A 23,535-nucleotide genomic window follows, 5' to 3' on the forward strand; every position below is an offset into this window, starting at 1 on the left:
ATGTCCCACAACAACCTGACGTCAGGGGAGCCGGCCGGGCGACCCAAACCGCGGGTAGCGGTCCTGTTCGGCGGCCGGTCCAGCGAGCACGCCGTCAGCTGTGTTACCGCCGCCGGAGTACTCGGCGCCATTAACAAGGACAAGTACGAGGTCATCCCCATTGGGATCGCGAAATCGGGCCAGTGGGTACTGGCCAGCGGTGATACTGCCCAGTGGTCCCTTGCCGGCACGGCGCTGCCTGAGGTCGCACCCTCCGACCAGACTGTCACGCTGGCCGAGATTGGGGGGGAGCACCAGCTGATCGTGGCTGCCCCCAACGAAGTTCCGCAGGAACTGGGCACGGTGGACGTGGTCTTTCCCCTCCTCCACGGGCCCTTCGGTGAAGACGGAACCATCCAGGGGCTCCTGGAACTCTCGGATACCCGGTACGTCGGCGCCGGGGTCCTGGCTTCGGCCGTGGGCATGGACAAGCACTTCATGAAGGTTGTCTTCGAGTCGGCGGGCCTCCATGTGGGGCCCTATGTCGCCGTTACCGACAGGCAATGGCAGAAGGATCCCGAGGCTGTCCGGAAGCAGGTCGACCGGCTGGGGTTCCCCGTGTTCGTTAAGCCCGCACGGGCGGGTTCCTCCATGGGCATCTCCAAGGTGGACTCGCTGGAAGGGCTGGATGCAGCCATCGAGGAAGCGCGCCGGCACGACCTCAAACTGGTCATCGAAGCCGGCATCGTCGGCCGGGAAATCGAATGCGCCGTGCTGGAAGGCCGTGGGACGGATGCTCCCCGGACCTCCATGCCCGGCGAGATTTCCGTGGCCGGCGGCGGCCACGAGTTCTACGACTTCAACGCCAAGTACGTCGAGGACGACGCCGCGTCGCTGAGCTGCCCGGCAGACATTCCTGATGAAGCCATCGCCAGGGTGCGCGACCTCGCCGCCGCAGCGTTCGATGCTGTCGGCGCCGAAGGCCTGAGCCGCGTTGACTTCTTCTACACGCCCGACGGCGACCTGATCATCAACGAGATCAACACGATGCCCGGGTTCACGCCCAAGAGTATGTACCCGCAGATGTGGGCTGCGTCCGGGCTCGGCTATGCCGATCTGATCGACGAACTGATCCACCTGGCCCTGAACCGGAAGACCGGACTGCGCTGAGCTGCGCTTCCCCGGAGGCTGGGCGTGCCGAAGCCTATCTACTGGCTCTGGGGCAGGTCCTGCAGTTCCTGCTGGCCTACGCAGTTGCGGCTGGCCGCCACCTTGCCCGCGGCCGTGGCGAGGTCGGCCAGCACTGTAGCGGAGCTGATCTTGTCCGGGTCCATCAGGATTTCGGTGGCGGGTTCGCGGCCATAGGTGGTGAGCGTCCACACCGGATCGCCCTCCTTGATGACCCAGTCAATGCCGTTGACCGTGACGCAGCGGTCCGTGGTGGGGCCAGGAACGTTCACGCCGCAGCGCAGGATCACCAGCGAGGGATCACCCCAGGCCGCGGTGGCCTGGCTGTTGGTCTGCCGCAGCGTTGCCTCACCAATGGTGTCCGGGAGGGCCACCATCATGGGCGCGCAGGCAGGGTTGGCGGCGTCCTGGGCGGCGGTAACGTCGACGGCGGGGGAGCAGCCTGCCAGCGGGAGGGCCACCATGGCCCCCATAAGCGCCGTCCTGGCAGCGCGGCGGGGCAGGGACAGGTGGCGGCGGGGCATGGTCCAAGCCTATCGCCGGAACGGAGTGTTCCGGACACCGCAGTACCCCTCCGGAACACCCGGCAGCTCACCCAAGCTCCGGTCACACTTGCCCTGCCGGGAATGTCAGTGCCGCGCTGTAGCGTAGTGGGGTGCCTGAAAAGCCTATGACTGAAGCAGATTCTCCGGTGGTTGCCGTCCTCTCCGAGGCCGAACTGCTGGCACGGATCTTCCCCCGCCTGGCGATGGACGCAGGGCATTCCGCCGCCACCCTCCTTGGCCCCGGTGACGACGCCGCCATCATCAGCGCGCCGGACGCCAGGACGGTCATCAGCATCGACACCCAGGTCCAGGACCAGGACTTCCGCCTCGCCTGGCCCAACGGATACTGCACCACAGGCTTTGACGTCGGCTGGAAGGCGGCGGCCCAGAACCTCAGCGACATCAACGCCATGGGTGCCCGGGCCACCTCCATGGTGGTAAGCCTCACGTTGCCGCCGGACACACCTGTGGCCTGGGTGGAGCAGCTGGCCGACGGCCTCACCGCCGGGATCCGGGAACTGGGAGCGTCAGGCTGTTCGGTGGCGGGCGGCGACCTGGGACGGGGCCGGGAAATATCCGTGACCGTAGCAGTGCTCGGCACGCTCGACGGCGGGCAGCCAGTCCTCCGCTCTGGCGCCAGGCCGGGGGACGTCCTTGCCCTGGCAGGTACGGCGGGCCGCGCCGCTGCGGGCCTGGCCCTCCTGGAGTCCTCGGTCCATGTAGGGCGGCTGGATCCGCAGCAGCGCAACCTGGTGGACCTCCAATGCCGTCCCGTGCCGCCGCTCGGCGCCGGGCCCGCAGCACGGGCAGCAGGCGCCACCGCAATGCTGGACGTCTCGGATGGCCTGCTGCGGGATGGACACCGGATTGCATTGGCCAGCGGCGTCTCCGTAGACCTCGACCCGGACAGCCTGGACCTGCTGGCCGCTGCCCTGGAACCGGCCGCGGCCCTGCTGCAGACGGATGCCGGGACGTGGTTGCTGGGTGGAGGAGAGGACCATGGATTGCTCGCCACCTTCCCGCCGGACGTTCAGCTTCCTCCCGGATTCACTGCGATAGGCTCGATACAAGCACTGGGAATCGACGAAGGTCCGCGCGTGACGATTGCGGGCCGGGCCGCGGACACCGGGGGATGGGACCACTTTGCAGACTAAGATCGCCGCCAATGCCCAGGCTATGAGGCGGTGGCTCAACAAAGCGGAAACCGCGCTGGGCAACCACAGTGACCGCCTCAACGCCATCAATATCTTCCCTGTCGCTGACGGCGACACCGGCACCAACCTCTACCTCACGGTCCGTGCAGCCTCCGATGCCCTGGACGGGCTGGACCCGTCAGTCACGGACGTCGGCGCCGTCCTTACCCACGCGGGCCAGGCGGCGCTGGAAAAAGCGCGGGGCAACTCCGGGACGCTGTTCTCCGTCTTCCTCTGCGCGGCGGCGGAACCCCTGGCAGGCCAGCAGCGCCTCAGCTCGGCCCTGCTGGCAACAGCCCTGCACCGGGCCCAGATCCGTGCCTGGACCGCCCTGAGCGATCCCGTGCCCGGCACTATGCTTTCCGTCATGGAAGCCGCATCCCTGGCGGCCGGAGAGATCGACGCCCTGCATCCCGGAGATGACAGTAACCACGCCCTCGGGGTGACGCTGGACGCCGCGGTTGCCGCGGCATTGGCCGCCGTCGTCTCCACGGAGGACCAGCTCGATGCCCTGCAGGCAGCCAAGGTGGTGGATGCCGGCGGCGTGGGGCTGCTGTTAATCCTGGACTGCCTCCGCTCCGTGGTCCTGGGCGAGGAGCTGCAGGGTACGCTGCTCGATGACCTTCACGGCTACAACGTCCAGGACCCCCACATCCACACCAGCATGCCGGTGGACGAAGGCGTGGAGGTCATGTGCACCATCAGCCTTTCGCCCCTGGATGCAGCCACGCTCCGGCAGCACCTGGACGAGCTGGGCGATTCGGTCATCATGAGCCAGCTGGGCGGTGGGGAAGCCGGCGACGGCACCTACCGGTGGCGGGTCCACGTGCACGTCCCCACGCCGGGTCCGGCCGTGGAACTGATCCGCACCCTGGGTACGCCCACTGACATGTCCATCAGCGCCCTGTCTGACACGTCCGGCCACCGGAGCCAGGCGCTTCAGGAGGCAGTGGACTCCGGTGGGCATGAACGCTGAGCCCGGCCTGGCCCTGGAACGCCGCATCGGCAAGCGTTCAGCGGGGGTTATCGAAAAACACCTCAACATCACCACGGTTGAGGGCCTGCTCAACTATTTCCCGCGGCGTTACATGACACGTGGCGAACTGACGCCCATCAATGAACTGCCGCGTGACGAAGAAGTAACCCTGATCGCGCGGGTCCTCTCGAGCAATACCCGCTCCATGCAGGCGCGCAAGGGATCCATCACCGACGTCGTTATCTCGGACGATGACGGCAGGAACGGCGTGAAACTGGTCGGCGGTAACGATTTCCACGGCAAAGCCCCCGGGACCCTGAAAATCACCTTCTTCAACGCCTTCCGGGCAAAGAGCGAACTGCTGCCCGGCCGCCGGGCGTTGTTCTCAGGCAAGGTCACCAGTTTCAAGGGATCCCTCGGCCTGACCAACCCCGATTTCCAGGTATTGGACTCGGACCCCTTCACAGCCGGCGGCGATGACCCGGAGAAACTCGCGGCCATGCCCATTCCCGTGTACCCGGCCACGGCAAAGCTGCCCAGCTGGAAAATCCAAAAGGTCATCGCCACCCTGCTCGAAACTGTTGACCTCGGCGCACTGCCGGATCCGGTTCCGGGGACCGTCACCGAGCGGGAGGAATTCCTGCCGCTCGCGGAGGCTTACCGGCTGATCCATGAGCCGGAAACGGCGGCGGACTGGCAACGCGCACGCCACCGGTTCCGCTACCAGGAGGCGCTGGTGCTGCAGTCTGCCCTGGCCAGGCGGCGGTCCCAGCTGGCTGCTGAGGAAGCAACAGCGAGGCGGCCGGTCCCGGACGGCCTGCTGGCCGCATTCGACCGCAACCTGCCCTTCACGCTCACCGACGGCCAGGCCGCCGTCGGAAGAACCCTGGCGGCGGGGCTCGCCGCGGACCACCCGATGAACCGTTTGCTGCAGGGCGAAGTAGGTTCGGGTAAAACCGTCGTGGCGCTGCGGGCCATGCTGCAGGTGGTGGACGCCGGAGGCCAGGCCGCCCTGCTGGCTCCAACAGAGGTCCTTGCCGCCCAGCACTTCGACTCCATTCGCCGGACCCTCGGCCCGCTGTCCAGGGATGGGCTGCTCGGCGCGTTTGGCGGCACGGACGGGGAAGCGGTGCAGGTTACCCTGCTGACCGGTTCCATGCCTACCGCCGCCCGCAGGCAGGCCCTGCTGGACGCCGCGTCAGGGACAGCGGGGATCGTCATAGGTACCCACGCATTGTTGAGCGACAACGTGTCCTTCTACGATCTGGGGCTGATCGTGGTGGACGAGCAGCACCGCTTTGGCGTGGAGCAGCGCGATGCCCTGCGGGCCAAGGCCAGGAAACCTCCGCACCTGTTGGTGATGACCGCTACGCCTATCCCGCGCACCGTGGCCATGACCGTCTTTGGCGACCTTGAAACCTCCACCCTGGACGAACTTCCCAAGGGCCGTGCCCCCATTTCAACCCATCTGGTCGGCCTGGCGGAGAACCCGGGCTGGGCCGGACGGATCTGGGCCCGGGCCCGTGAGGAAATTGATGCCGGCCACCAGGTCTACGTTGTCTGCCCCAAGATCGGCACCGACGACGACGGCGACTTCAGCCCGGGCGAAGCGGAGCCGGCCGCCGCCGACCTTGAGGAGAACGGGCGGGAACTTGCCTCCGTGACAGCCGTCGTCGAGCAGCTGCAGGACGAACCATCCATCGCCGGCGTGCCTGTGGCCCCGCTGCACGGACGCCAGGACCCGGACCTCAAGTCGGCCACCATGGCAGGCTTCGCGGCCAACTCCGTCAAACTGCTCGTTTCCACCACCGTGATCGAGGTGGGCGTGGACGTCCATAACGCAACGATGATGGTCATCCTGGACGCCGACCGGTTCGGCATCTCCCAGTTGCACCAGCTTCGCGGACGGGTTGGCCGGGGCGGGCTTCCCGGGACCTGTCTCCTGGTCACTTCGCTGGAACGCGGACACCCCAGCCGGCGGCGGCTTGACGCGGTAGCCGCCACAACCGACGGTTTCGTCCTCTCGCAGGAGGACCTCAAGCTGCGCCGGGAGGGCGACATCCTGGGCGCCTCCCAGTCCGGCGGCCGGTCCACACTCAGGCTACTCCGCGTCCTGGAGCATGAGGACATCATTGCCCAGGCCCGTTCCGATGCCCAGGAGATCGTCACCGGCGATCCGTCCCTCGCCGCCCACCCTGAGCTGGCGGATGCCATCGACAGATACCTCAACCCCGAAAAGGAGGCGTTCCTTGAACGCGGTTAGCAAGGACCCTGCCGGAAGCAGCAGGACTGCGGCCGGACAGCGGGTGCCCGCATGAGCCGGATCATCTCAGGAGCGGCCGGCGGCACCCCACTGTCCTCCGTCCCGGGCTCGCTGACCCGCCCCACCACCGACCGCGTCAAGGAGGCACTCTTCTCCCGCCTCGATGCCTTCGGTGTCATCGCCGGAGCCCGCGTACTGGATCTCTACGCCGGGTCCGGTTCGCTGGGGGTTGAAAGCGGCAGCCGGGGAGCCGGCAGCGTGGACCTTGTCGAATCCGAGGCCAAGGCAAGCGCGGTGTGCCAGCGCAACGCGGACCTGATCAACGGCGTTGTGGGCCGCAAGGCAGTAACCGTCCACCGGTCCAAGGTGGAGCCCTTCCTGGACCGCGCCGCGGAGTCGGCAGCGTGGGACCTGGTATTCCTGGACCCGCCCTACCCGCTCGACGAAGTGGCGCTTGCCGCGGTGCTGCGGAAACTCGCCGCTCATCTGGCGCCGTCCGCCGTCGTCGTCGTGGAACGGTCCTCCCGGTCGCCCGAACCGGAATGGCCCGCCGAACTGGAACGGTTCGCCGAGAAGAAGTACGGCGAGACCCGGCTCTGGTTTGCTGAGCCCTACGTGCCGGACGCCATTGACAGCGATGACCTCCCGGCCGCTGCGGAGTCCTAGCAGCCACGATCGGCCTGGATGCCGCTGAGGTTCCGGGCCGACCCGTTATGGGGCCAGTTGGTCCAGGTCCACTCCCGCCAGTACCTTCGCCGGGTGGGGGCCGAGGGCCGTGAGCTGGGCGGTCCACTCCCGCGGCCAGGCCGCCTGGGTCCCGGCCAGGATGATGTTGCCCGGGTACCGGCCTTCGAACATGCCGTTTTCGGCGAAGGCCGCAACGTCCGCCATGGTCTCCCTCAGCGCGGCCACCTGGCTTCGGACCAGGGTGAGCGCGGGCTCGTCTCCCACGTTGACCACCATCAGCCCCGAGGGTTCCAGCTTCGCCCGGACCTCGCTGTAGAAGTCGGCGCAGGCGATGTGCGCCGGCGCTTCCGGGCCGGAGAAGATGTCCAGGATGACGACGTCGAACGTGAGCTCCGGGTCAAGGTCACCGAGTGCCTGCCGGGCGTCGCCGATGATGGCGTGCAGGTCCGTTCCCGCAGGCAGGGGCAATTCCCGCAGGACGAAATCCAGCAGCTCGCGCTCCAGCTCCACCGCGTACTGCACGGAGCCGGGCCGGGTCGCCTGTATATAACGGGCCAGGGTCAGCGCGCCCGCCCCGAGGTGCAGCGCCCGGACAGGCGCTCCGGCGGGGGCCGCCAGGTCCACCAGGTGGCCGATCCGGCGAAGGTATTCGTAGAAGATGTCTTCGGGGTGGGACAGGTTCACATGCGACTGCTCTGCCCCGCCGATGCTGAGCACATAGCTGCCGTCGGTGAACGCGTCCGGATCGATGGTGGCGTGTTGGCCGGTGGCGCGGAGGAACCGGGAGGCGTGCCCGGGATTGCCTGCCGCCATCAGAGCCTGCTGCTCAGCGTGGCCAGCCGCCGGGCCGCCTCTTCGAGGACGTCCGCTTTCTTGCAGAAGGCGAAGCGGAGCAGGCTGCGCGTGCGTTCAGCTCCTTCAGGGTGGCAGAACACCGGCACCGGGATCGCTGCCACCCCTACCAGCCCGGGCAGCCGCCGCGCGAGGTCCACCGAGTCGGTGATACCCAGCGGCGCCGTGTCGACGTTGACGAAGTAGGTGCCCTGCGGGGTGTAGACGTCGAAGCCGGCGGCGCGCAGCCCCTCACTGAGGATGTCGCGCTTGTGCTCAAGCGAGGCCGCGATTCCCTGGTAGAAACTGTCAGGTGAGGCCCAGCCCTGCTGCTATGGCGGGCTGGAAGGGGGTGCCTGAGCTGTAGGTGAGGAACTGCTTGACGGTGCGTGCGGCGGCCACCAGCTCTTCGGGGCCGGTCAGCCAACCGATTTTCCAGCCCGTGAGGGAGAAGGTCTTTCCGGCGGAGGAGATGGTGATGGTCCGTTCGGCCGCACCGGGCAGGGACGCCACCGGGATGTGGCGGACGCCGAAGGTGAGGTGCTCATAGACCTCGTCGGTGATGATCAGCACGTCGTGCTTTTGTGCCAGGTCCACGATTTTCTGCAGCACCTCGCGGGGAAAAACGGCCCCGGTGGGGTTGTGCGGATTATTCAGCAGGACCACGCGGGTCCGTTCGCTGAACGCGGCCTCAAGGGCAGCCAGGTCCGGCATGAAATCGGGCGCGAGCAGCGGCGCGGTGACATGCGTGGCGCCCGACAACCCGATCACTGCGCCGTACGAGTCGTAGAACGGTTCAAGGGTGAGGACTTCGTCTCCGGGCCCGGTAAAGGCCAGCAGCGATGCGGCGATGGCCTCGGTGGCGCCGGTGGTGACCAGGACCTCCGTGTCGGGGTCAGGGGTCAGCCCGTAGAAACGTTCCTGGTGGGCGGCCACCGCGGCACGAAGCTGGGGGATACCTTTGCCGGGTGCGTACTGGTTGGCGCCCGCTGCGATGGCGTTCCGGGCGGCGTCGAGGATTTCCTGTGGGCCGTCCTCGTCGGGGAAACCCTGGCCCAGGTTGATCGCCCCGGTGTGGACCGCGAGGTTGGTCATCTCCTCGAAGATCGTGACGCCGAGGCCGCCGTCAGCAGCCAGGAGGTTGGCTCCAAGGGCGGTCCGCTGCCATGGAGCGGGGGCAGAAGGCGCGGAGAGTTCCCGTGACGCGTGCATCCAGTCATGGTATCCCGGGCTTCGCATGGGGTAGGTTCGGAGCATGAGACGAGCTGTCTGCCCCGGATCCTTTGATCCCATCCATAACGGCCATCTCGAAGTCATTGCCCGCGCTGCCGGTCTCTTTGACGAAGTCATTGTGGCCATCTCCACCAACTACGCCAAGAAGTACCGGTTCAGCCTTGATGAGCGCCTCGAAATGGCGCGCGAAACCCTCGCGTCCCTCAAGGGAATCGTGGTGGAACCCGTAGGTGAGGGGCTGCTGGCTGAGTACTGCCGGCAGCGGGGCGTCTCGGCCATCGTCAAGGGACTCAGGTCTTCCTCGGATTTTGATTATGAATTGCCCATGGCCACGATGAACAGGCAACTGAGCGGCGTGGAAACTGTCTTCCTGCCTGCGGAAGCGCATTACATCCACCTGTCGTCGACCCTCATCAAGGAGGTGGCCGGGCTGGGCGGCAACGTCTCCGAGTACGTTCCAAGGTCCGTGCTGCGGAGGCTGCTGGCGTGCGAGCCTTCGGCAAATCAGCAGCCCAGGCGGTAGGCTGGTCCGGTACTTCGGCGGTATCGCCGGCCGGTTTGAGTCCCCGTGGCTCTTCAGGCTAAGATGGTACGTCGGTCATATGTTCAACAGGAGTTCTCATTAAAAGAGATGCTGGTTCGCCCCTGGCGTTCGACGTCAAGGACCTCGGGCGCAGCCCGGGAAGCATGCGGACACTGAAGGAACATGTACCCGCACCTGGTGATCTTGGTGTGGCGCTCATTGGCGTTCAGGAAGGCTCGGATATCGGGCTGGACCTGAGGCTGGAGGCCGTACACGAAGGAATCCTGGTATCAGGAACCGTCAACGCCGGTGTAACCGGGGAATGCGGCCGATGCCTGGATCCCCTTGCGTATGACCTTGAGGTCAATGTGCAAGAACTTTTCTTCTACGAAGGTGTTGAGCTTTCTGACGGAGAAGAAGATGAAGAGCAACGTCGAGTCGAGCACGATGTAATCGATCTTGAACCGGTGTTGCGGGACGCGGTTGTCACCAACCTGCCGTTCCAGCCGGTGTGCCGGGAAGACTGCCAGGGCCTTTGCTCCGAATGCGGAGCACGCCTGGAAGACGAGCCGGGGCACCACCACGAGGTCTTGGATCCTCGCTGGGCTGCCCTAGCTGATATGGCTAAGCCTGACCGGCAAAATTGATTTGTACGTGTTTGTCTAGAGAGAAATGAGTTAGCCGTGGCTGTTCCCAAGCGGAAAATGTCTCGCTCGAATACCCGCGCCCGCCGCTCGCAGTGGAAGGCGACCGCCCCCCACCTGGTGAAGACCGTTGAAAACGGCCAGGTCACCTACAGCCTGCCGCACCAGGCTAAGGTCGTTACCGACTCTGCTGGCACTGCGCTGTTCCTTGAGTACAAGGGCCGCAAGGTCGCTGACGTCTAATCGGCCACTCAGGCTGACTGATGTCTTCAACTGAAGAGCTTCTGAAGCGTCTCGGCGTCACTATTGACGCCGGGACGCTTCGTCTTGCGCTCACACACCGTTCCTACGCCTACGAAAACGGCGGGATCCCCACCAACGAGCGGCTGGAATTCCTGGGTGATTCAATCCTGGGCTTCTCGGTCACGGATTCCCTGTACAGGGACAATCCGGATCTCCCCGAAGGCGAGCTGGCCAAGCGGCGTTCGGCCGTGGTCAGCACACGGGCGCTTGCCAACATCGGGCGGAGCCTTGGCATCGGCGAGTTCATCTACCTGGGACAGGGCGAGAAACTCACGGAGGGGAAAAACAAGGCCTCCATCCTCGCTGACACCATGGAAGCGCTGATCGGTGCCACCTACGTCTCCAACGACATTGAGACCGCGCGCCAGCTGGTCATGCGTTTGATCGGGCCCCTGCTCAAGGATGCCGCCGTGCTGGGCGCCGGAACTGACTGGAAGACCAGCATCCAGGAACTTGCGGCAAGCCGGCAGCTTGGAACCATCCACTATGCAGTGGAGGGCGCGGGGCCGGACCACGCACGCACCTTCAGCGCTGTCCTGAATATCGGCGGGAAGCCCTACGGTAAGGGCACCGGCCATTCCAAGAAGGAAGCGGAGCAGGAAGCTGCGTCGGATGCATGGCGCGTCCTGTCCGGACCGGGTGCCGCCGACGGCGCCGGCGCCGGCAAGTCCTCCGGTTCCATCGCCGCCAAGTAGGCTCCCGTGCCTGAACTGCCCGAGGTGGAGGTGGTCCGCCGCGGCCTGGTGCGCTGGGTGCGCGGCAGGACCATTGAGTCCGTCGATGTCCTGGACCCCCGCTCCATCCGCCGTCACGCCCTGGGCGTGGAGGATTTCATCGGCAACCTGCAGGGTGCCACAGTGTCCGACGTTGTCCGGCGCGGCAAATTCCTCTGGCTCCCGTTAAGCGATAGCTCGGCACACCAGCGGGCGGCAGGCAACGGACACACCCCTCCGCCGGGGGTGGCGCTGATGGCCCACCTTGGCATGAGCGGGCAGCTGCTCATGCAGGGTGCGGACGTCCCGGACGAAAAGCACCTGAAAGTCCGGCTCCATCTCAGCCCCAGCGGCGGCATGCCTGCTCAGTTGCGGTTCGTGGACCAGCGCATTTTCGGCGGGCTCTTCGTCACCGTTTTGGTTCCCACCGACGACGGCGGACCCGGCGGCCTCGCGGAGTCGCCCCTTCCGCTGATCGCCGAAGAAGCGTCCCATATTGCCCGGGATCCACTGGACCCAGCCTTCTCGTTCGACCTTTTCTACCAGCGCCTGCGTGCACGGAAGACCGGGTTGAAGCGGGCGCTCCTGGACCAGGGGCTGGTTTCGGGCATTGGGAACATCTACGCCGATGAGGCTCTCTGGCGTGCGCGGCTGCACTACGCGCGGCCCACCGACAAGCTGCGGCGGGCTGACGCCTTCCGTCTCATCGAAAGCGCCCGTGAGGTCATGCTCGATGCCTTGGCCGCCGGCGGAACCAGCTTCGATTCCCTGTACGTGAACGTCAACGGCGCCTCCGGATATTTTGACCGGTCCCTTAACGCCTACGGGCGGGAAGGCGAGCCCTGCAAACGATGCGCGGCTGCAGGAATCCACGCCACCATCCGGCGTGAACAGTTCATGAACCGGTCCTCCCACACGTGCCCCGTGTGCCAGCCGCGCCCCCGCAACGGACGTTGGTAGCGCACGCGCATCCAACCCTGACAGTTTCGGGCCGGCCCCCGGAGCTCCAGAGGACCCGACTGGCGGCTCCGGATCCGCGACTTTCGGCGGCAACCCGGTAGATTTAGGACCGCCAAGCAGCCGCCCAGCCCCGCCCAGGAGAACCGAAAAGCCTTGCACCTCAAAAGCCTGACCGTCCGGGGGTTCAAGTCCTTTGCCTCCGCCACCACCTTCGACTTCGAACCGGGAGTCACTGCCGTGGTGGGCCCCAACGGCTCCGGCAAGTCCAATGTGGTGGACGCCCTGGCCTGGGTGATGGGGGAGCAGGGCGCCAAGACACTGCGCGGCGGCAAAATGGAGGACGTCATCTTCGCCGGCACCTCCGGCCGTCCTCCACTGGGACGGGCACACGTGTCGCTGACAATCGATAACACTGACGGCGCGCTGCCCATTGAGTACAGCGAAGTCACCATCTCCCGGACACTGTTCCGCACCGGAGGCTCGGAGTACGCCATCAACGGTGCCGGCTGCCGCCTGCTCGACATCCAGGAACTGCTCTCCGATTCCGGCATGGGCCGGGAAATGCATGTCATCGTGGGCCAGGGCCAGCTGGACCGCGTCCTGCACGCCACCCCGGAGGACCGCCGGGGCTTCATCGAAGAAGCTGCCGGCATCCTCAAACACCGCCGGCGCAAGGAACGGACGGTGCGCAAACTCGAGGCAATGCAGGCGAACCTGCAGCGTCTCACGGACCTGACCGGCGAGATCCGCCGCCAGCTCACGCCGCTGGGCAAGCAGGCCGAGGTGGCACGCCGCGCCCAGCGTGTCCAGTTCGACGTCCGGGATGCCCGCGCCCGCCTGCTGGCCGATGACCTGGTGCAGCTCCAACAGGTCCTGGAGCAGGACGTCGCCGACGAAGCCGCGCTGAAGGAACGGCGAACCATCGTGGGGCAGGAACTGGAGTCCGGGCGCCGGCAACAGGCTGCCCTGGAGCAGCTCGCAGCAGAGGCAACGCCGCGACTCAACGCGGCCCGGGACACGTGGTACCGGCTGACCGCAGCACGGGAGCGGCTCCGTTCCCTCGGATCGCTGGCCCAGGAACGGAGCCGGGTGCTCGGCTCCGTTGACGACGCACCGTCCGGGGGCCGGGACCCCGAGCAGCTTGAACGGCAGGCAGCGCGCGTTGGCAGCGAACTCGCCGGACTTGAGCAGTCACTCGCGGCCAGGCGGACGGCCCTTGAAGCAGCAACAGCGGCCAAGGCGGAAGCGGAGCGTGCCGCGCAGGCCGAAGACCAGCGACTCACCGCTGAACTGCGGGCGGTCGCCGACCGCAGGGAAGGACTGGCGCGCCTCGCGGGCCAGGTTGGTGCTGCCCGTTCCCGGGTGGAGTCCGCCCAGGCAGAGCTCGGCAGGCTGCGCGAGTCGCTGTCCGCGGGTGCCGGGCGGCGTGCCCGGGCACAGGAAGAGTTCACCGCCCTGGAAAACCAGGTGGCGGGCGTGGAGGAAGGCGAAGAATCCCTCGACGCAGAATACGAGGCCGCCAGCGAAACGCTGGATACCGTGCTGCAGGAAATCTCGGACCTCAAATCAGAAGTCAACGAGGGCATCCGCCGGCGCGATGCCCTCGCAGCCCGCCTCGAGGCCCTGAAGCTCGGCCTGGAGCGGAAGGACGCAGCCAGGCACGTCCTGCAGTCCGGGCTGGGCGGGGTCCAGGGCGCCCTCGCCGGCGAGCTGCGGGTGCGGGCCGGTTATGAAACCGCCATCGCCGCCGCACTCGGGGAAGCCTCCGAGGCGCTTCTCGTCGAGGACCCGTCCACCGCCGAGTCCGTCGTGCAGATGCTCAAGGACGACGACGCAGGCCGGGCCTCTCTGCTGCTGGCCCCCGCGGGCGGACGGCACGAAGACCTCCCAGCGGCCCCGGCACTCCCGCCAGGTGCGCTTTTGGCTGCCGGTCTCGTGGACACCGCCGACGCCTACACCCCGCTGGTGCGGCACCTGCTGTGCCGGACCGCCGTCGTACCCGACATCCGGGCCGCCGCGGCCCTCGTGGCGGAACAGCCCGGCCTGACAGCCGTTACCCACGCAGGGGACGTGTTCACCGCCGTGTCCGTCACAGGAGGCTCGGCGAAGGCGCCGTCACTCCTGGAAGTCCAGGCCGCCGTGGACGACGCCGACAGGGAGCTTGGGCAGGTAACCGCGGCCCTGGAGCGCAACAGGTTCGCCCTGGCCGGGGCCGAGGCGAAGCGCGCCGGAGCGAAGGAAAAGGCGGACGCCGCCCTGGACAGGTTGCACGAGTCCGATGCGCGGCTGGCCGCAGTAGCTGAGCGGCTGGGACACCTCAACTCAGTACTGAAGAGCGCCGTGGGCGAAAGCGACCGGCTCGCGGCCTCGCTGGCCCGTGCCGAGGCCAACGCGGAGTCCGAGGAGCAGGCGCTCGCGGCCATCACCGCCCGGCTTGCCGCGGCCCAGGAGGTGCCGCTTGAGCAGGAACCATCAACGGCGGAGCGTGATGCCCTCGCGAAGGCTGCCTCGGCCGCCCGTTCTGCCGAGGTGGAGGCCCGGTTGTCACTGCGGAGCACCGAGGAGCAGGTGGCGGCCACACGCAACCGCGTTGCCTCACTGGAACGTGCTGCCGCCGCTGAACGGCGTGCCCGCGAGGAGGCAGCCGAAAGGGCACGCCGCTGGCGCATCGAGGCCCGTCGGGCCGCCGCCGTCCGGGCCGCAGTGGACTCGGCACTGGACTTCGTGGACGTGTCCGTCGATGTGGCGCGGCACGCGCGTGACGTGGCGGAGGAAAACCGCGAACGCCGGGACCGGGAGCTGCAGGAACTCCGCGCCGCGAACGAGCGGCTGGCAAAGGAGCTTGCCGAACTTACCGACAACGTCCACCGTGACGAGCTCGCCAGGGCCCAGCAGCGCGCCCGCATCGAAGCACTGGAAACGCGGTCGGTCGATGAACTCGGGATCACCCCTGACGCGCTGGTGGCCGAGTTTGGCCCCCACGTTGCAGTTCCGGTTCCCGCGGGGGAGACGGGCGACAAGTGGGCTGCCCTCCGTGCGCCGGTGGACGAATCCGGTGAAGCCATCGTCGAGGGCGTGCCGTTCGTGAGGGCTGAACAGGAGAAACGCCTCCGGAAGGCCGAACGCGACCTGTCCAGCCTGGGCAAGGTCAATCCGCTGGCACTGGAGGAATTCGCGGCACTGGAGGAGCGCCACCAGTTCCTCAGCACCCAGCTGGAGGACCTCAAGGCAAGCCGCAAGGACCTGCTGGACATCATCAAGGAAGTGGATGACAGGGTCCAGCGGGTCTTCACCGAGGCATTCGAGGACACCCAGGCACAGTTCGTTCGGGTTTTCGACCGGCTTTTCCCCGGCGGCGAGGGCCGGCTGGTCCTGACCGATCCCGCGGACATGCTCACCACCGGAATCGAAGTGGAGGCCCGTCCTGCGGGCAAGAAGATCAAGAGGCTGTCACTGCTGTCCGGCGGGGAGCGGTCCCTGACGGCGGTGGCCCTCCTCGTGGCCATCTTCAAGGCCCGTCCCTCCCCGTTCTATGTCATGGACGAGGTGGAGGCGGCCCTTGACGACACCAACCTTGGCCGGCTGATCACCATCTTCGAAGAGCTCCGCGAGTCCAGCCAGCTCATTGTCGTCACCCACCAGAAGCGCACCATGGAAGTGGCGGACGCACTCTACGGAGTCACCATGCGCGGCGACGGCGTCTCCACCGTGATCAGCCAGCGCCTGGGCAACGACGAATGAACGGTGGTTGGCTGTCCACCGCTGAACAGTCCCGGCAGGCGTTTAAGTAACGGCAGGTCAGCTCCTTGCCGGCGCGGGAAAAGGGCTCCGGCGGTTGTGAGAAGCTAGGGGAGTGAATGACATCCTTCCCATAATCCTGTCCATTCTCGGTGCCCTGGTGGTTGTCGGAGCCCTGATCCCGGTCCTGGTGAAGACGCGGAAGAACATCAACCGCTACCCGGGAACGCGTGACGCGAACGACCCCGAACTCCGGCCCGGTGGCGGCACCCTCGTGGCCGACGACACTGCCACGGCGGAGCGGCCGGCGGAGCGGACAGCACCCGCCGAGGCGGACCTTGACGGCGTTGACACCACGGTCCCCGACGATGCCGCCGGACTGGAAACCATTCCGGTTGAAACCCCCCTGCCCGTAGCAGGCCGCCTGACCCGGCTGCGCGAACGCCTGGTCCGGTCCAACAGCATCATGGGCAAGGGCCTGCTGGCGCTGCTTTCCAGCGACAAGATCGACGAAAACGTTTGGGACGAGGTGGAAGAAACCCTCCTCCTGGCGGACCTCGGCACGGAACCGACCATGCAGCTGGTGGATGCCCTCCGCGAACGCGTCAAGGTGCTCGGCACGCGCAGCCCGGAGCACGTCAAGGCCATGCTCCGCGAGGAACTCATTAAGGTGGTCGATCCCACCATGGACCGCACCCTCAATGTCCAGCGCCACGGGGACAAGCCGGCCGTCATGATGGTGGTTGGCGTCAATGGCGTAGGCAAGACCACCACGGTGGGCAAGCTGGCGCGCATGCTGGTGGCCGAGGACAAGGACGTGATCCTCGGTGCCGCGGACACCTTCCGTGCCGCGGCCGCCGAACAGCTGGCCACGTGGGGACAGCGGGTGGGCGTTCCCACGGTCAAATCTGACATTGACGGGGCCGACCCCGCCTCGGTGGCCTACGAAGCCGTGAAAGCAGGCATCGACCAGGAGGTCGACGTCGTCATGATCGACACCGCCGGCCGGCTGCAGAACAAAGTGGGCCTCATGGACGAACTTGGCAAGGTCAAGCGCGTGGTGGAAAAGCTCGCCGAAGTGGACGAGGTCCTGCTGGTCCTGGATGCAACCACCGGCCAGAACGGCCTCAACCAGGCCCGGGTCTTCGCCGAGGTGGTGAACATCACCGGCATCGTCCTGACCAAGCTGGACGGCACCGCCAAGGGTGGCATCGTCGTCGCAATCCAGAAGAGCCTCGGCGTCCCGGTCAAGCTGATCGGCCTGGGCGAAGGCGCGGACGACCTCGCCCCGTTCGACGCCGAGCAGTTTGTGGACGCGCTGCTGAACTAGCCGCTAGCCCTTCTTCCGGCCCGCTGCGTCCTGTGACGTGGCGGGCCGAAGTGTTTCCGGCGTGGCCAGCCACGCAAGGACGGCCAGTAGCAGGACCCCGCCCGTGACACCGAAAGCCCAGCCGAAGCCCAGCCGGTCCGCGAGCACACCGGCCAGGACGGGGCCGACGATCGCACCGACGTCGGACGTCATCTGGTAGACCGCCAGTACCTTGCCGCCGGACCGGCCGCTGCCGATTACATCTGCGACGGCGGCCTGCTGGGCAGGACCGAACAGGCCCGAACCGATGCCGGCGAGTGCGGAGGCGGCAAGGAACCATGGCAGGCCCGGGGCGAAACCGATGCCCGCGGTGGCCAGCCCCGCCACCGCCAGCCCCCACATCATCATGGGCCTGCGTCCCAGCGAATCCGCCAGGCGGCCGGAGAATGACAGCGCCGCTGCATTGCCTGCCGCGAATACTGCCAGGGCCAGCCCGGCCGCCTCGGGACCGGCGCCGAAGGCCGCCGCAGCAAACAGCGGGACGGTGGCCATCCGGACCCCGAACGTAGCCCACCCGTTGGCAAAACTGGATGCCAGTGCGGCCCGGTAAGCCCCGCTCCGCAGGGCCTCGCCGAAGGGCATATCCGGCGCCCGGTTGGCCGCCGGTCCGGAGCCGCGCCGCTGGTGGCTCAGCTGCGTTTGGACCACCGCTGCCGCGATGACCAAGGCAGCCGCGTACGCAAGGAACGGAACCCGCAGGCCAAACCCCGCAAGCAGGCCGCCGACGATCGGTCCGCAGACGTTGCCGATCAGGAACGCGGAGGCGTAGGCGCCGGACACCCTGCCCCGGCTCTCCGGCGGCGCCAGCCGGACCACGAGGGCCATGGAAGCGACCGTAAACATCACCGAACCTGCACCGCCCAGTCCACGGAACAGCAACAGCTGCCAATAACTCCCGGCAAAGGCGCAGGCCGCCGTTGAGGCCGCCACGATGAGCAACCCCGACACATAGACCGGCCGTTCCCCGAGTTTGGCGATCAGGGCACCGCCGGCCGGGGCGAAGATGAGCCGCATGAACGCGAAGATGGCCACGATCACGGCCGCTTCCGTATTGCCCACACCGAATGTTGTGGCGAATTGCGGCAATACAGGCGCAACAAGCCCGAATCCCAGCGCGATCAGGAACGCGGCGGCCAGCATCACCTTGATATCGCGGGGAAGCTTGTCCCGGCCGGGCCGCAGGCGGGCCAGGATCCTTGAAGCGGTGCCGCTGGCGCGGGCTTCTGCCATCATGATGCACGGTTCCTTGCAGGGTGGGGCGCCGGCTGCCGGCGGGAGTGGTGAAACACAACCGTAACAAGGCGGATATGCACCATTTACTTCCTAGAGGTTGTTGTAACAGTCCGGCAATCTAAATCCTCTGCGGGCGAAACACGCCGCCGACACACTCGTTACAGGACGCAAAGGGCGTTGGCAGGCGGAGGACTCCGCAAGATTCGGAAGAGAGGACGTGCACCATGGAACTTACCGCAGGTCACGTTTGGCTCATGGTGTCGGCAGCGCTCGTGCTGTTCATGACACCGGGCCTGGCATTTTTCTACGGCGGCATGACGCGTGCCAAGGCAGCACTGAACATGATGATGATGAGCTTCATCTCCATCGGCATGGTCGGCGTGGTCTGGATTCTGTGGGGCGCTTCCATGACGGGCGGCGAAGGCTTCCTGCAGATCGTGGGAAACCCGTTTGCCACCTTCGGGCTTGAAGGCATCGATACGCCGGACGGGCTCATCAAGGCGGGATTCGCGGCAACCTTCGCCATCATTACCGTTGCGCTGATCAGCGGCGCTATCGCTGACCGCGCCAAGTTCGGCGCCTGGAGCGTCTTCGTCCCGGTCTGGGTCACCCTGGTCTACTGCCCGCTTGCCTACATGGTGTGGGGCGGCGGCCTCTTCGGTCCCGAGGGAGCAGTGGGTAAGGCCCTCGGCCCCGCTATCGACTTCGCCGGCGGCACCGTGGTTCACATCAACGCCGGCGTTGCGGCGCTGGTTCTGGTCCTGATCATCGGCAACCGCAAGGGCTTCGGCAAGGATCCCAACCACCGCCCGCACAACATCCCGTTCGTCATGCTGGGCGCTGCCATCCTGTGGTTCGGCTGGTTCGGCTTCAACGGCGGCGCTGCCACCACTGCGGAGCAGGGCGGCCTCATCTGGGTGAACACCTTGGCCGCTCCCGCCGCTGCCATGCTCGGCTGGCTCGTCACCGAGCGGATCCGCGACGGCCACCCCACGTCCCTCGGCGCCGCTTCCGGTGTGGTCGCAGGACTGGTGGCCATCACCCCGGCCTGCGCCAACGTCAGCCCCGTGGGTGCCCTCGGCCTCGGCGTCGTGGCAGGCGTGGCCTCCGCGCTGGCGGTGGGCCTGAAGTTCCGCTGGGGCTTCGACGACTCGCTGGATGTTGTTGGGGTCCACCTCGTGTCCGGCATCATCGGCACCGTTGCCCTCGGCTTCATCGCACTGCCCGCCGACGGTGTGGGCGGCGGCCTCTTCTACGGCGGCGGCTTCGCCCAGCTGTGGGCACAGCTCGCAGCGGCAGGCATCGCGATTGCTTACTCGGCCATCCTGACGGCGATCATCGCGCTGGCCATCCACAAGACCATGGGCTTCCGGGTCTCGCAGGAACAGGAAACGGTGGGTGTGGACCTCAGCCTGCACGCCGAGACCGCCTACGAGTTCGGCCTCTCCGGACACGGCGGAAGCTTCCAGCCGCTGCATGACATGATCACCGGCAAGAACCAGGCAGAAACCGCCGGCAGCGCCGCTGCAGCAGATGCCAAGAAGCCAGAAACCGCAACAGGCAAGGAAAGCGTGGGGGCATGAAACTGATCACCGCAATCGTCAGGCCCGAGAAGCTTGAAGCAATCCGGGAAGGCCTGGAGGCCTACGGAGTGCAGGGCCTGACGGTCAGCGCAGCCAGCGGCTACGGCCGGCAGCGGGGCTACACCGAGGTGTACCGCGGCGCCGAGTACAACGTGGACCTCCTGCCCAAGATCCGGGTAGAGGTGCTGGCTACGGACGAGCAGGCCGATGACATCCTGGACGTCATCATCGCCAGTTCCAACACCGGCAGGGCAGGTGACGGAAAGGTCTGGACCATGGATGTCTTTGAAGCAGTCCGGGTCAGGACCGGCGAACGCGGCGTAGCCGCCATCTAGGACAGTCATCCGGCCGGCCCCTGCCACAGGGGAACGGGCAGACAGAAGCGGGGTGGGCGGGAACCGGAAGGTTCCCGCCCACCCCGCTTCCGCTCTTAAGGAGTGCGGGCCGGCCTCAAAATCAGCCCCCGCTCACTGCCCTTCCCGGGAGGTGGCCCAGGCCGCCGGACCCGCCGACCCGGCGTCGTACTCCTCAAGGGGAACGGAACCCTGCGCCCAGGCCTGAAGTACCGGTTCAACGATGCGCCAGCAATCCTCGGCGGTGTCACCCCGCACGGACAATAGCGGGTCCCCGGTCAGTACGCCTTCAAGGACCTCACCGTAGGGGAGGAGGTCGGAGGCGCTCAGCTCCGCCTCGAGGGTGACCCGGCCGAGGCTGAAAATGTTTCCGGGGCCGTTGACGTCAACATCGAACTCAAGGGTGTCCGGCCCGAAACCGATCCTCAGCTGGTTCGGCGAGTCGACGCCCGTGAAGCCCTGTGGCAGGTGCGGCACCGGCAGGAAGGTGATGACAGCTTCCTTGCGCTTCTTGCCCAGCGCCTTGCCGGAACGGAGGATGAAGGGAACGCCGCTCCAGCGCCAGTTGTCGATTCCAATCCGGATCTCAGCCAACGTCTCTGTGCCGCGGTCCGCGTCCACGCCGTCCTCGCGGGCATAATCGGGCACCGTCTTGCCTCCTACAGTGCCCGCACCATAGCGCGCCCGCCGGGTGGAACCGGTAAACGGCGGCGCTACGCTGGCCGCGCGAAGGACGGCGGCGATGGCATCGCGCAGGTCCCGCTCACCCAGGGTTGCCGGCGGCTCGATGGCCAGGAGGGCCATCACCTGCAGGAGGTGGCTTTGGATCATGTCCCGCAGGGCGCCGGCACCGTCGTAGTATCGCGCCCGGCCCTCCAGTGCGAGATCCTCGTCGAAGAAGATCTCCACCTTCTCCACGTGCCGGCGGTTCCATACCGGCTCCAGGAAGTTGTTGGCGAAGCGCAGTCCCAGGATGTTCAGGACCGTGGCCTTGCCCAGGAAATGGTCCACGCGGTGGATATGGTCCTCCGGAACCAGCCGGGCAAGCGTCCTGTTCAGGGACCGCGCCGACTCCTCGCTGGAGCCAAAGGGCTTCTCCATCACCAGCCGCGTCCCCGCCGGCACCTCCTCGGGCCGCAGCGCCTCGCACGCCAGCTGGCTGATCCTGGGTGGCAGCGCGAAATAGACGGCGGTGGGGCCCTCGAGGCTTTCCAGCAGGGAGGCGAGGGCGCCGGCAGCTGTGACATCGAGCTGGTGGTACGCCGTTTCCTTTTCCAGTGCAGCCAGCGCATCCTTGCCGTCCGGCCCCGCGGTCTCCGCTGCTGCGGCGAAGGAGGACTGCACCCGTTCCCGCCACTGTTCCGGCGTCCAGGGGTCGGAGCCGGCACCCACCAGGCGGAGGCCGTCCGCCCGGCCGGCGGCCACCAGGCGGGCCAGTCCCGGTAGGAGCAGCCGGCCCGTGAGGTCGCCTGAGGCGCCGAGGATGAGCAGGGTCTTGACAGTTGTATGGCTCGTCATTTTGCCAGCATGCCATCTGGCGTGCCCGACTTGGTACCCTAGATAGTCGAGTCCCGATCATCTCCTGAAAGAAGTTCACGGCGCGTGTTCAATTCACTCTCTGACCGGTTGACAGCAACCTTCAAGAATCTCCGCGGCAAGGGCCGCCTGACGGAGGCCGACGTCGATGCCACCGTCCGGGAGATCCGCCGCGCCCTGCTGGACGCGGACGTTGCCGTTCCCGTGGTGCGGGAATTCACCAGCCGCGTGCGCGAACGGGCGCTGGGCGCCGAGGTATCAGCGGCGCTGAACCCCAGCCAGCAGATCGTCAAGATCGTCAACGAGGAACTCAAGGAGATCCTCGGCGGCGAGACCCGGCGCATCCGCCTGGCCAAGAACGGCCCCACCGTCATCATGCTGGCCGGCCTCCAGGGCGCGGGCAAGACCACCCTTGCGGGCAAGCTGTCCAAGTGGCTGAAGTCCCAGGGCCACAGCCCCATGCTGGTTGCGTGTGACCTGCAGCGGCCCAACGCCGTCACCCAGCTGCAGGTGGTGGGCCAGCGGGCCAACGTCCCTGTTTTCGCCCCGCACCCGGGTGCAACCTCAACCGAGCTGGAGCAGCCGGCGGGCGATCCCGTGGCCGTTGCCCGGGCCGGCGTGGAGGAAGCCCGCCAGAAACTGCACGACGTCGTCATCGTGGACACCGCAGGCCGCCTCGGCGTCGACGCGGACATGATGGAGCAGGCGCGCCAGATCCGCCGGGCCATCGTGCCCAACGAAGTCCTCTTCGTCATCGACTCGATGATCGGCCAGGACGCCGTCAACACGGCCCTGGCGTTTGACGAGGGCGTCAACTTCACCGGCATCGTCCTGTCCAAGCTCGACGGCGATGCCCGCGGTGGTGCCGCGCTGTCCGTCTCCTCGGTCACCGGCAAGCCCGTCATGTTCGCGTCCACCGGTGAGGGCCTGGACGACTTCGAGTTGTTCCACCCGGACCGGATGGCCTCGCGCATCCTGGACATGGGCGACGTCCTCACGCTCATCGAACAGGCCGAGAAGTCCTGGGACAAAGACGAAGCTGCCCGGATGGCGAAGAAGTTCGCCGACCAGGAAGACTTCACCCTGGACGACTTCCTGGCCCAGATGCAGCAGATCCGCAACATGGGCTCCATGAAGAAAATGCTCATGATGATGCCCGGCGCCCAGAACATCCGCCAGCAGCTGGAGCAGTTCGACGAACGCGAGATCGACCGCGTTGAAGCGATCGTCAGGTCCATGACCCCGCACGAACGCGTGGCCCCCAAGATCATCAACGGTTCGCGCCGCGCCCGTATCGCCCGTGGTTCCGGTGTGCACGTCTCCGAGGTCAACGGCCTGCTGGAACGCTTCGCGCAGGCCCAGAAGATGATGAAGAAGATGGCCCAGGGCGGCATGCCCGGGATGCCAGGCATGCCCGGCCTCCCCGGTGCCGGCGGCGGGGCCCGGAAGAACGCGAAGAACGCGCCGAAGAAGAAGGCCCGGTCAGGAAACCCGGCCAAGGCCGCCCAGGAACGCAAGGACGCCGAAGCGCGTCGCGCCAACGCATCCAAGGCCCTGCCCACCGGAGCTTCCTTCGGCCAGCAGTCCGGTGACTTTGACCCTTCCCAGCTGAACCTGCCCAAGGGCTTCGACAAGTTCCTGGGCAACTAAGCACACCTGGCCCAACCAAGTCGCAGCAGATGTCG

The 23,535-nt window shown here is 66.8% G+C and carries 19 protein-coding genes and 1 pseudogene; 15 read left to right on the forward strand and 5 right to left on the reverse strand.

Annotated features, from left to right (window positions below; all coding sequences use genetic code 11):
- Positions 1–1,149: a D-alanine--D-alanine ligase family protein gene (locus QE394_RS17795; protein WP_056085310.1), complete on the forward strand. Its 1,149-nt coding sequence runs from the start codon at positions 1–3 to the stop codon at positions 1,147–1,149.
- Positions 1,150–1,187: 38 nt separating this feature from the next.
- On the opposite strand, the gene QE394_RS17800 is transcribed toward QE394_RS17795, so the two are convergent.
- Entirely contained in the window at positions 1,188–1,691 is a 504-nt protein-coding gene (locus QE394_RS17800) for a DUF3515 domain-containing protein (protein ID WP_349035169.1), read from the reverse strand.
- Between the two features lie 146 nt (positions 1,692–1,837).
- On the opposite strand from QE394_RS17800, the gene thiL reads away from it, so the two are divergent.
- The 4 genes from thiL to rsmD are packed head-to-tail and all read left to right on the forward strand — an operon-like array spanning position 1,838 to position 6,810.
- The gene (gene thiL, locus QE394_RS17805) at positions 1,838–2,866 is read left to right on the forward strand and encodes a thiamine-phosphate kinase (RefSeq protein WP_349035170.1); all 1,029 of its coding nucleotides are present in this window, start codon (positions 1,838–1,840) and stop codon (positions 2,864–2,866) included.
- A gap of 22 nt (positions 2,867–2,888) precedes the next feature.
- Positions 2,889–3,881 carry a DAK2 domain-containing protein gene (locus QE394_RS17810; protein WP_056085315.1) on the forward strand — a complete coding sequence of 331 codons (993 nt, stop codon included), beginning with the start codon at positions 2,889–2,891 and terminating at the stop codon, positions 3,879–3,881.
- Positions 3,871–6,144, forward strand: coding sequence for an ATP-dependent DNA helicase RecG (locus QE394_RS17815; protein WP_056085428.1), 2,274 nt, complete (start codon positions 3,871–3,873; stop codon positions 6,142–6,144). Before QE394_RS17810 ends, QE394_RS17815 begins: the two co-directional genes overlap by 11 nt.
- A 51-nt stretch (positions 6,145–6,195) precedes the next feature.
- Positions 6,196–6,810 (forward strand): 16S rRNA (guanine(966)-N(2))-methyltransferase RsmD, encoded by a 615-nt coding sequence (gene rsmD, locus QE394_RS17820; RefSeq protein WP_056085317.1) that lies wholly within the window; start codon positions 6,196–6,198, stop codon positions 6,808–6,810.
- 45 nt (positions 6,811–6,855) lie between these two features.
- Here the strand turns inward: rsmD and QE394_RS17825 are convergent, their stop codons facing one another.
- A complete protein-coding gene (locus QE394_RS17825) occupies positions 6,856–7,644 on the reverse strand; it encodes a fused MFS/spermidine synthase (RefSeq protein ID WP_349035171.1) in 789 nt (262 codons plus the stop codon).
- Positions 7,644–8,874 (reverse strand): annotated as a pseudogene (locus QE394_RS17830) (aminotransferase class I/II-fold pyridoxal phosphate-dependent enzyme). Before QE394_RS17830 ends, QE394_RS17825 begins: the two are co-directional and overlap by 1 nt.
- A gap of 43 nt (positions 8,875–8,917) precedes the next feature.
- Here QE394_RS17830 and coaD point away from each other — a divergent pair.
- The 7 genes from coaD (at position 8,918) to ftsY (ending at position 17,106) form a co-directional block, all read left to right on the forward strand.
- On the forward strand, positions 8,918–9,418 hold the full coding sequence (coaD, locus tag QE394_RS17835; RefSeq protein WP_349035172.1) for a pantetheine-phosphate adenylyltransferase: 501 nt from the start codon (positions 8,918–8,920) through the stop codon (positions 9,416–9,418).
- Between the two features lie 122 nt (positions 9,419–9,540).
- Positions 9,541–10,065 carry a DUF177 domain-containing protein gene (locus QE394_RS17840; RefSeq protein WP_082497511.1) on the forward strand — a complete coding sequence of 175 codons (525 nt, stop codon included), beginning with the start codon at positions 9,541–9,543 and terminating at the stop codon, positions 10,063–10,065.
- 36 nt (positions 10,066–10,101) lie between these two features.
- Positions 10,102–10,305, forward strand: a complete 204-nt coding sequence (gene rpmF / locus QE394_RS17845) for a 50S ribosomal protein L32 (protein WP_009356569.1) — start codon at positions 10,102–10,104, stop codon at positions 10,303–10,305.
- Positions 10,306–10,325: 20 nt separating this feature from the next.
- Complete coding sequence (gene rnc / locus QE394_RS17850) at positions 10,326–11,060, forward strand: ribonuclease III (protein WP_056085327.1); 735 nt, start codon at positions 10,326–10,328, stop codon at positions 11,058–11,060.
- A gap of 6 nt (positions 11,061–11,066) precedes the next feature.
- Complete coding sequence (mutM, locus tag QE394_RS17855; protein ID WP_349035173.1) at positions 11,067–12,038, forward strand: bifunctional DNA-formamidopyrimidine glycosylase/DNA-(apurinic or apyrimidinic site) lyase; 972 nt, start codon at positions 11,067–11,069, stop codon at positions 12,036–12,038.
- Between the two features lie 153 nt (positions 12,039–12,191).
- On the forward strand, positions 12,192–15,779 hold the full coding sequence (gene smc / locus QE394_RS17860) for a chromosome segregation protein SMC (RefSeq protein WP_349035174.1): 3,588 nt from the start codon (positions 12,192–12,194) through the stop codon (positions 15,777–15,779).
- A 112-nt stretch (positions 15,780–15,891) separates the two neighbouring features.
- Complete coding sequence (gene ftsY, locus QE394_RS17865; RefSeq protein WP_056085331.1) at positions 15,892–17,106, forward strand: signal recognition particle-docking protein FtsY; 1,215 nt, start codon at positions 15,892–15,894, stop codon at positions 17,104–17,106.
- A 3-nt stretch (positions 17,107–17,109) separates the two neighbouring features.
- On the opposite strand, the gene QE394_RS17870 is transcribed toward ftsY, so the two are convergent.
- The gene (locus QE394_RS17870) at positions 17,110–18,375 is read right to left on the reverse strand and encodes an MFS transporter (protein WP_349035430.1); all 1,266 of its coding nucleotides are present in this window, start codon (positions 18,373–18,375) and stop codon (positions 17,110–17,112) included.
- Positions 18,376–18,602: 227 nt separating this feature from the next.
- On the opposite strand from QE394_RS17870, the gene QE394_RS17875 reads away from it, so the two are divergent.
- Positions 18,603–19,961 carry an ammonium transporter gene (locus QE394_RS17875; protein WP_056085333.1) on the forward strand — a complete coding sequence of 453 codons (1,359 nt, stop codon included), beginning with the start codon at positions 18,603–18,605 and terminating at the stop codon, positions 19,959–19,961.
- A complete protein-coding gene (locus QE394_RS17880) occupies positions 19,958–20,296 on the forward strand; it encodes a P-II family nitrogen regulator (protein ID WP_015937412.1) in 339 nt (112 codons plus the stop codon). Before QE394_RS17875 ends, QE394_RS17880 begins: the two co-directional genes overlap by 4 nt.
- 132 nt (positions 20,297–20,428) lie before the next feature.
- On the opposite strand, the gene QE394_RS17885 is transcribed toward QE394_RS17880, so the two are convergent.
- Positions 20,429–21,832: a glucose-6-phosphate dehydrogenase gene (locus QE394_RS17885; RefSeq protein ID WP_349035175.1), complete on the reverse strand. Its 1,404-nt coding sequence runs from the start codon at positions 21,830–21,832 to the stop codon at positions 20,429–20,431.
- A gap of 84 nt (positions 21,833–21,916) precedes the next feature.
- Between QE394_RS17885 and ffh the strand changes: the two genes are divergently transcribed.
- The gene (gene ffh, locus QE394_RS17890) at positions 21,917–23,500 is read left to right on the forward strand and encodes a signal recognition particle protein (protein WP_056085337.1); all 1,584 of its coding nucleotides are present in this window, start codon (positions 21,917–21,919) and stop codon (positions 23,498–23,500) included.
- Positions 23,501–23,535: the final 35 nt, after the last annotated feature.

Origin of the sequence: Pseudarthrobacter sp. SORGH_AS 212, assembly GCF_030818145.1 — a bacterium.
GTDB lineage: Bacteria > Actinomycetota > Actinomycetes > Actinomycetales > Micrococcaceae > Arthrobacter.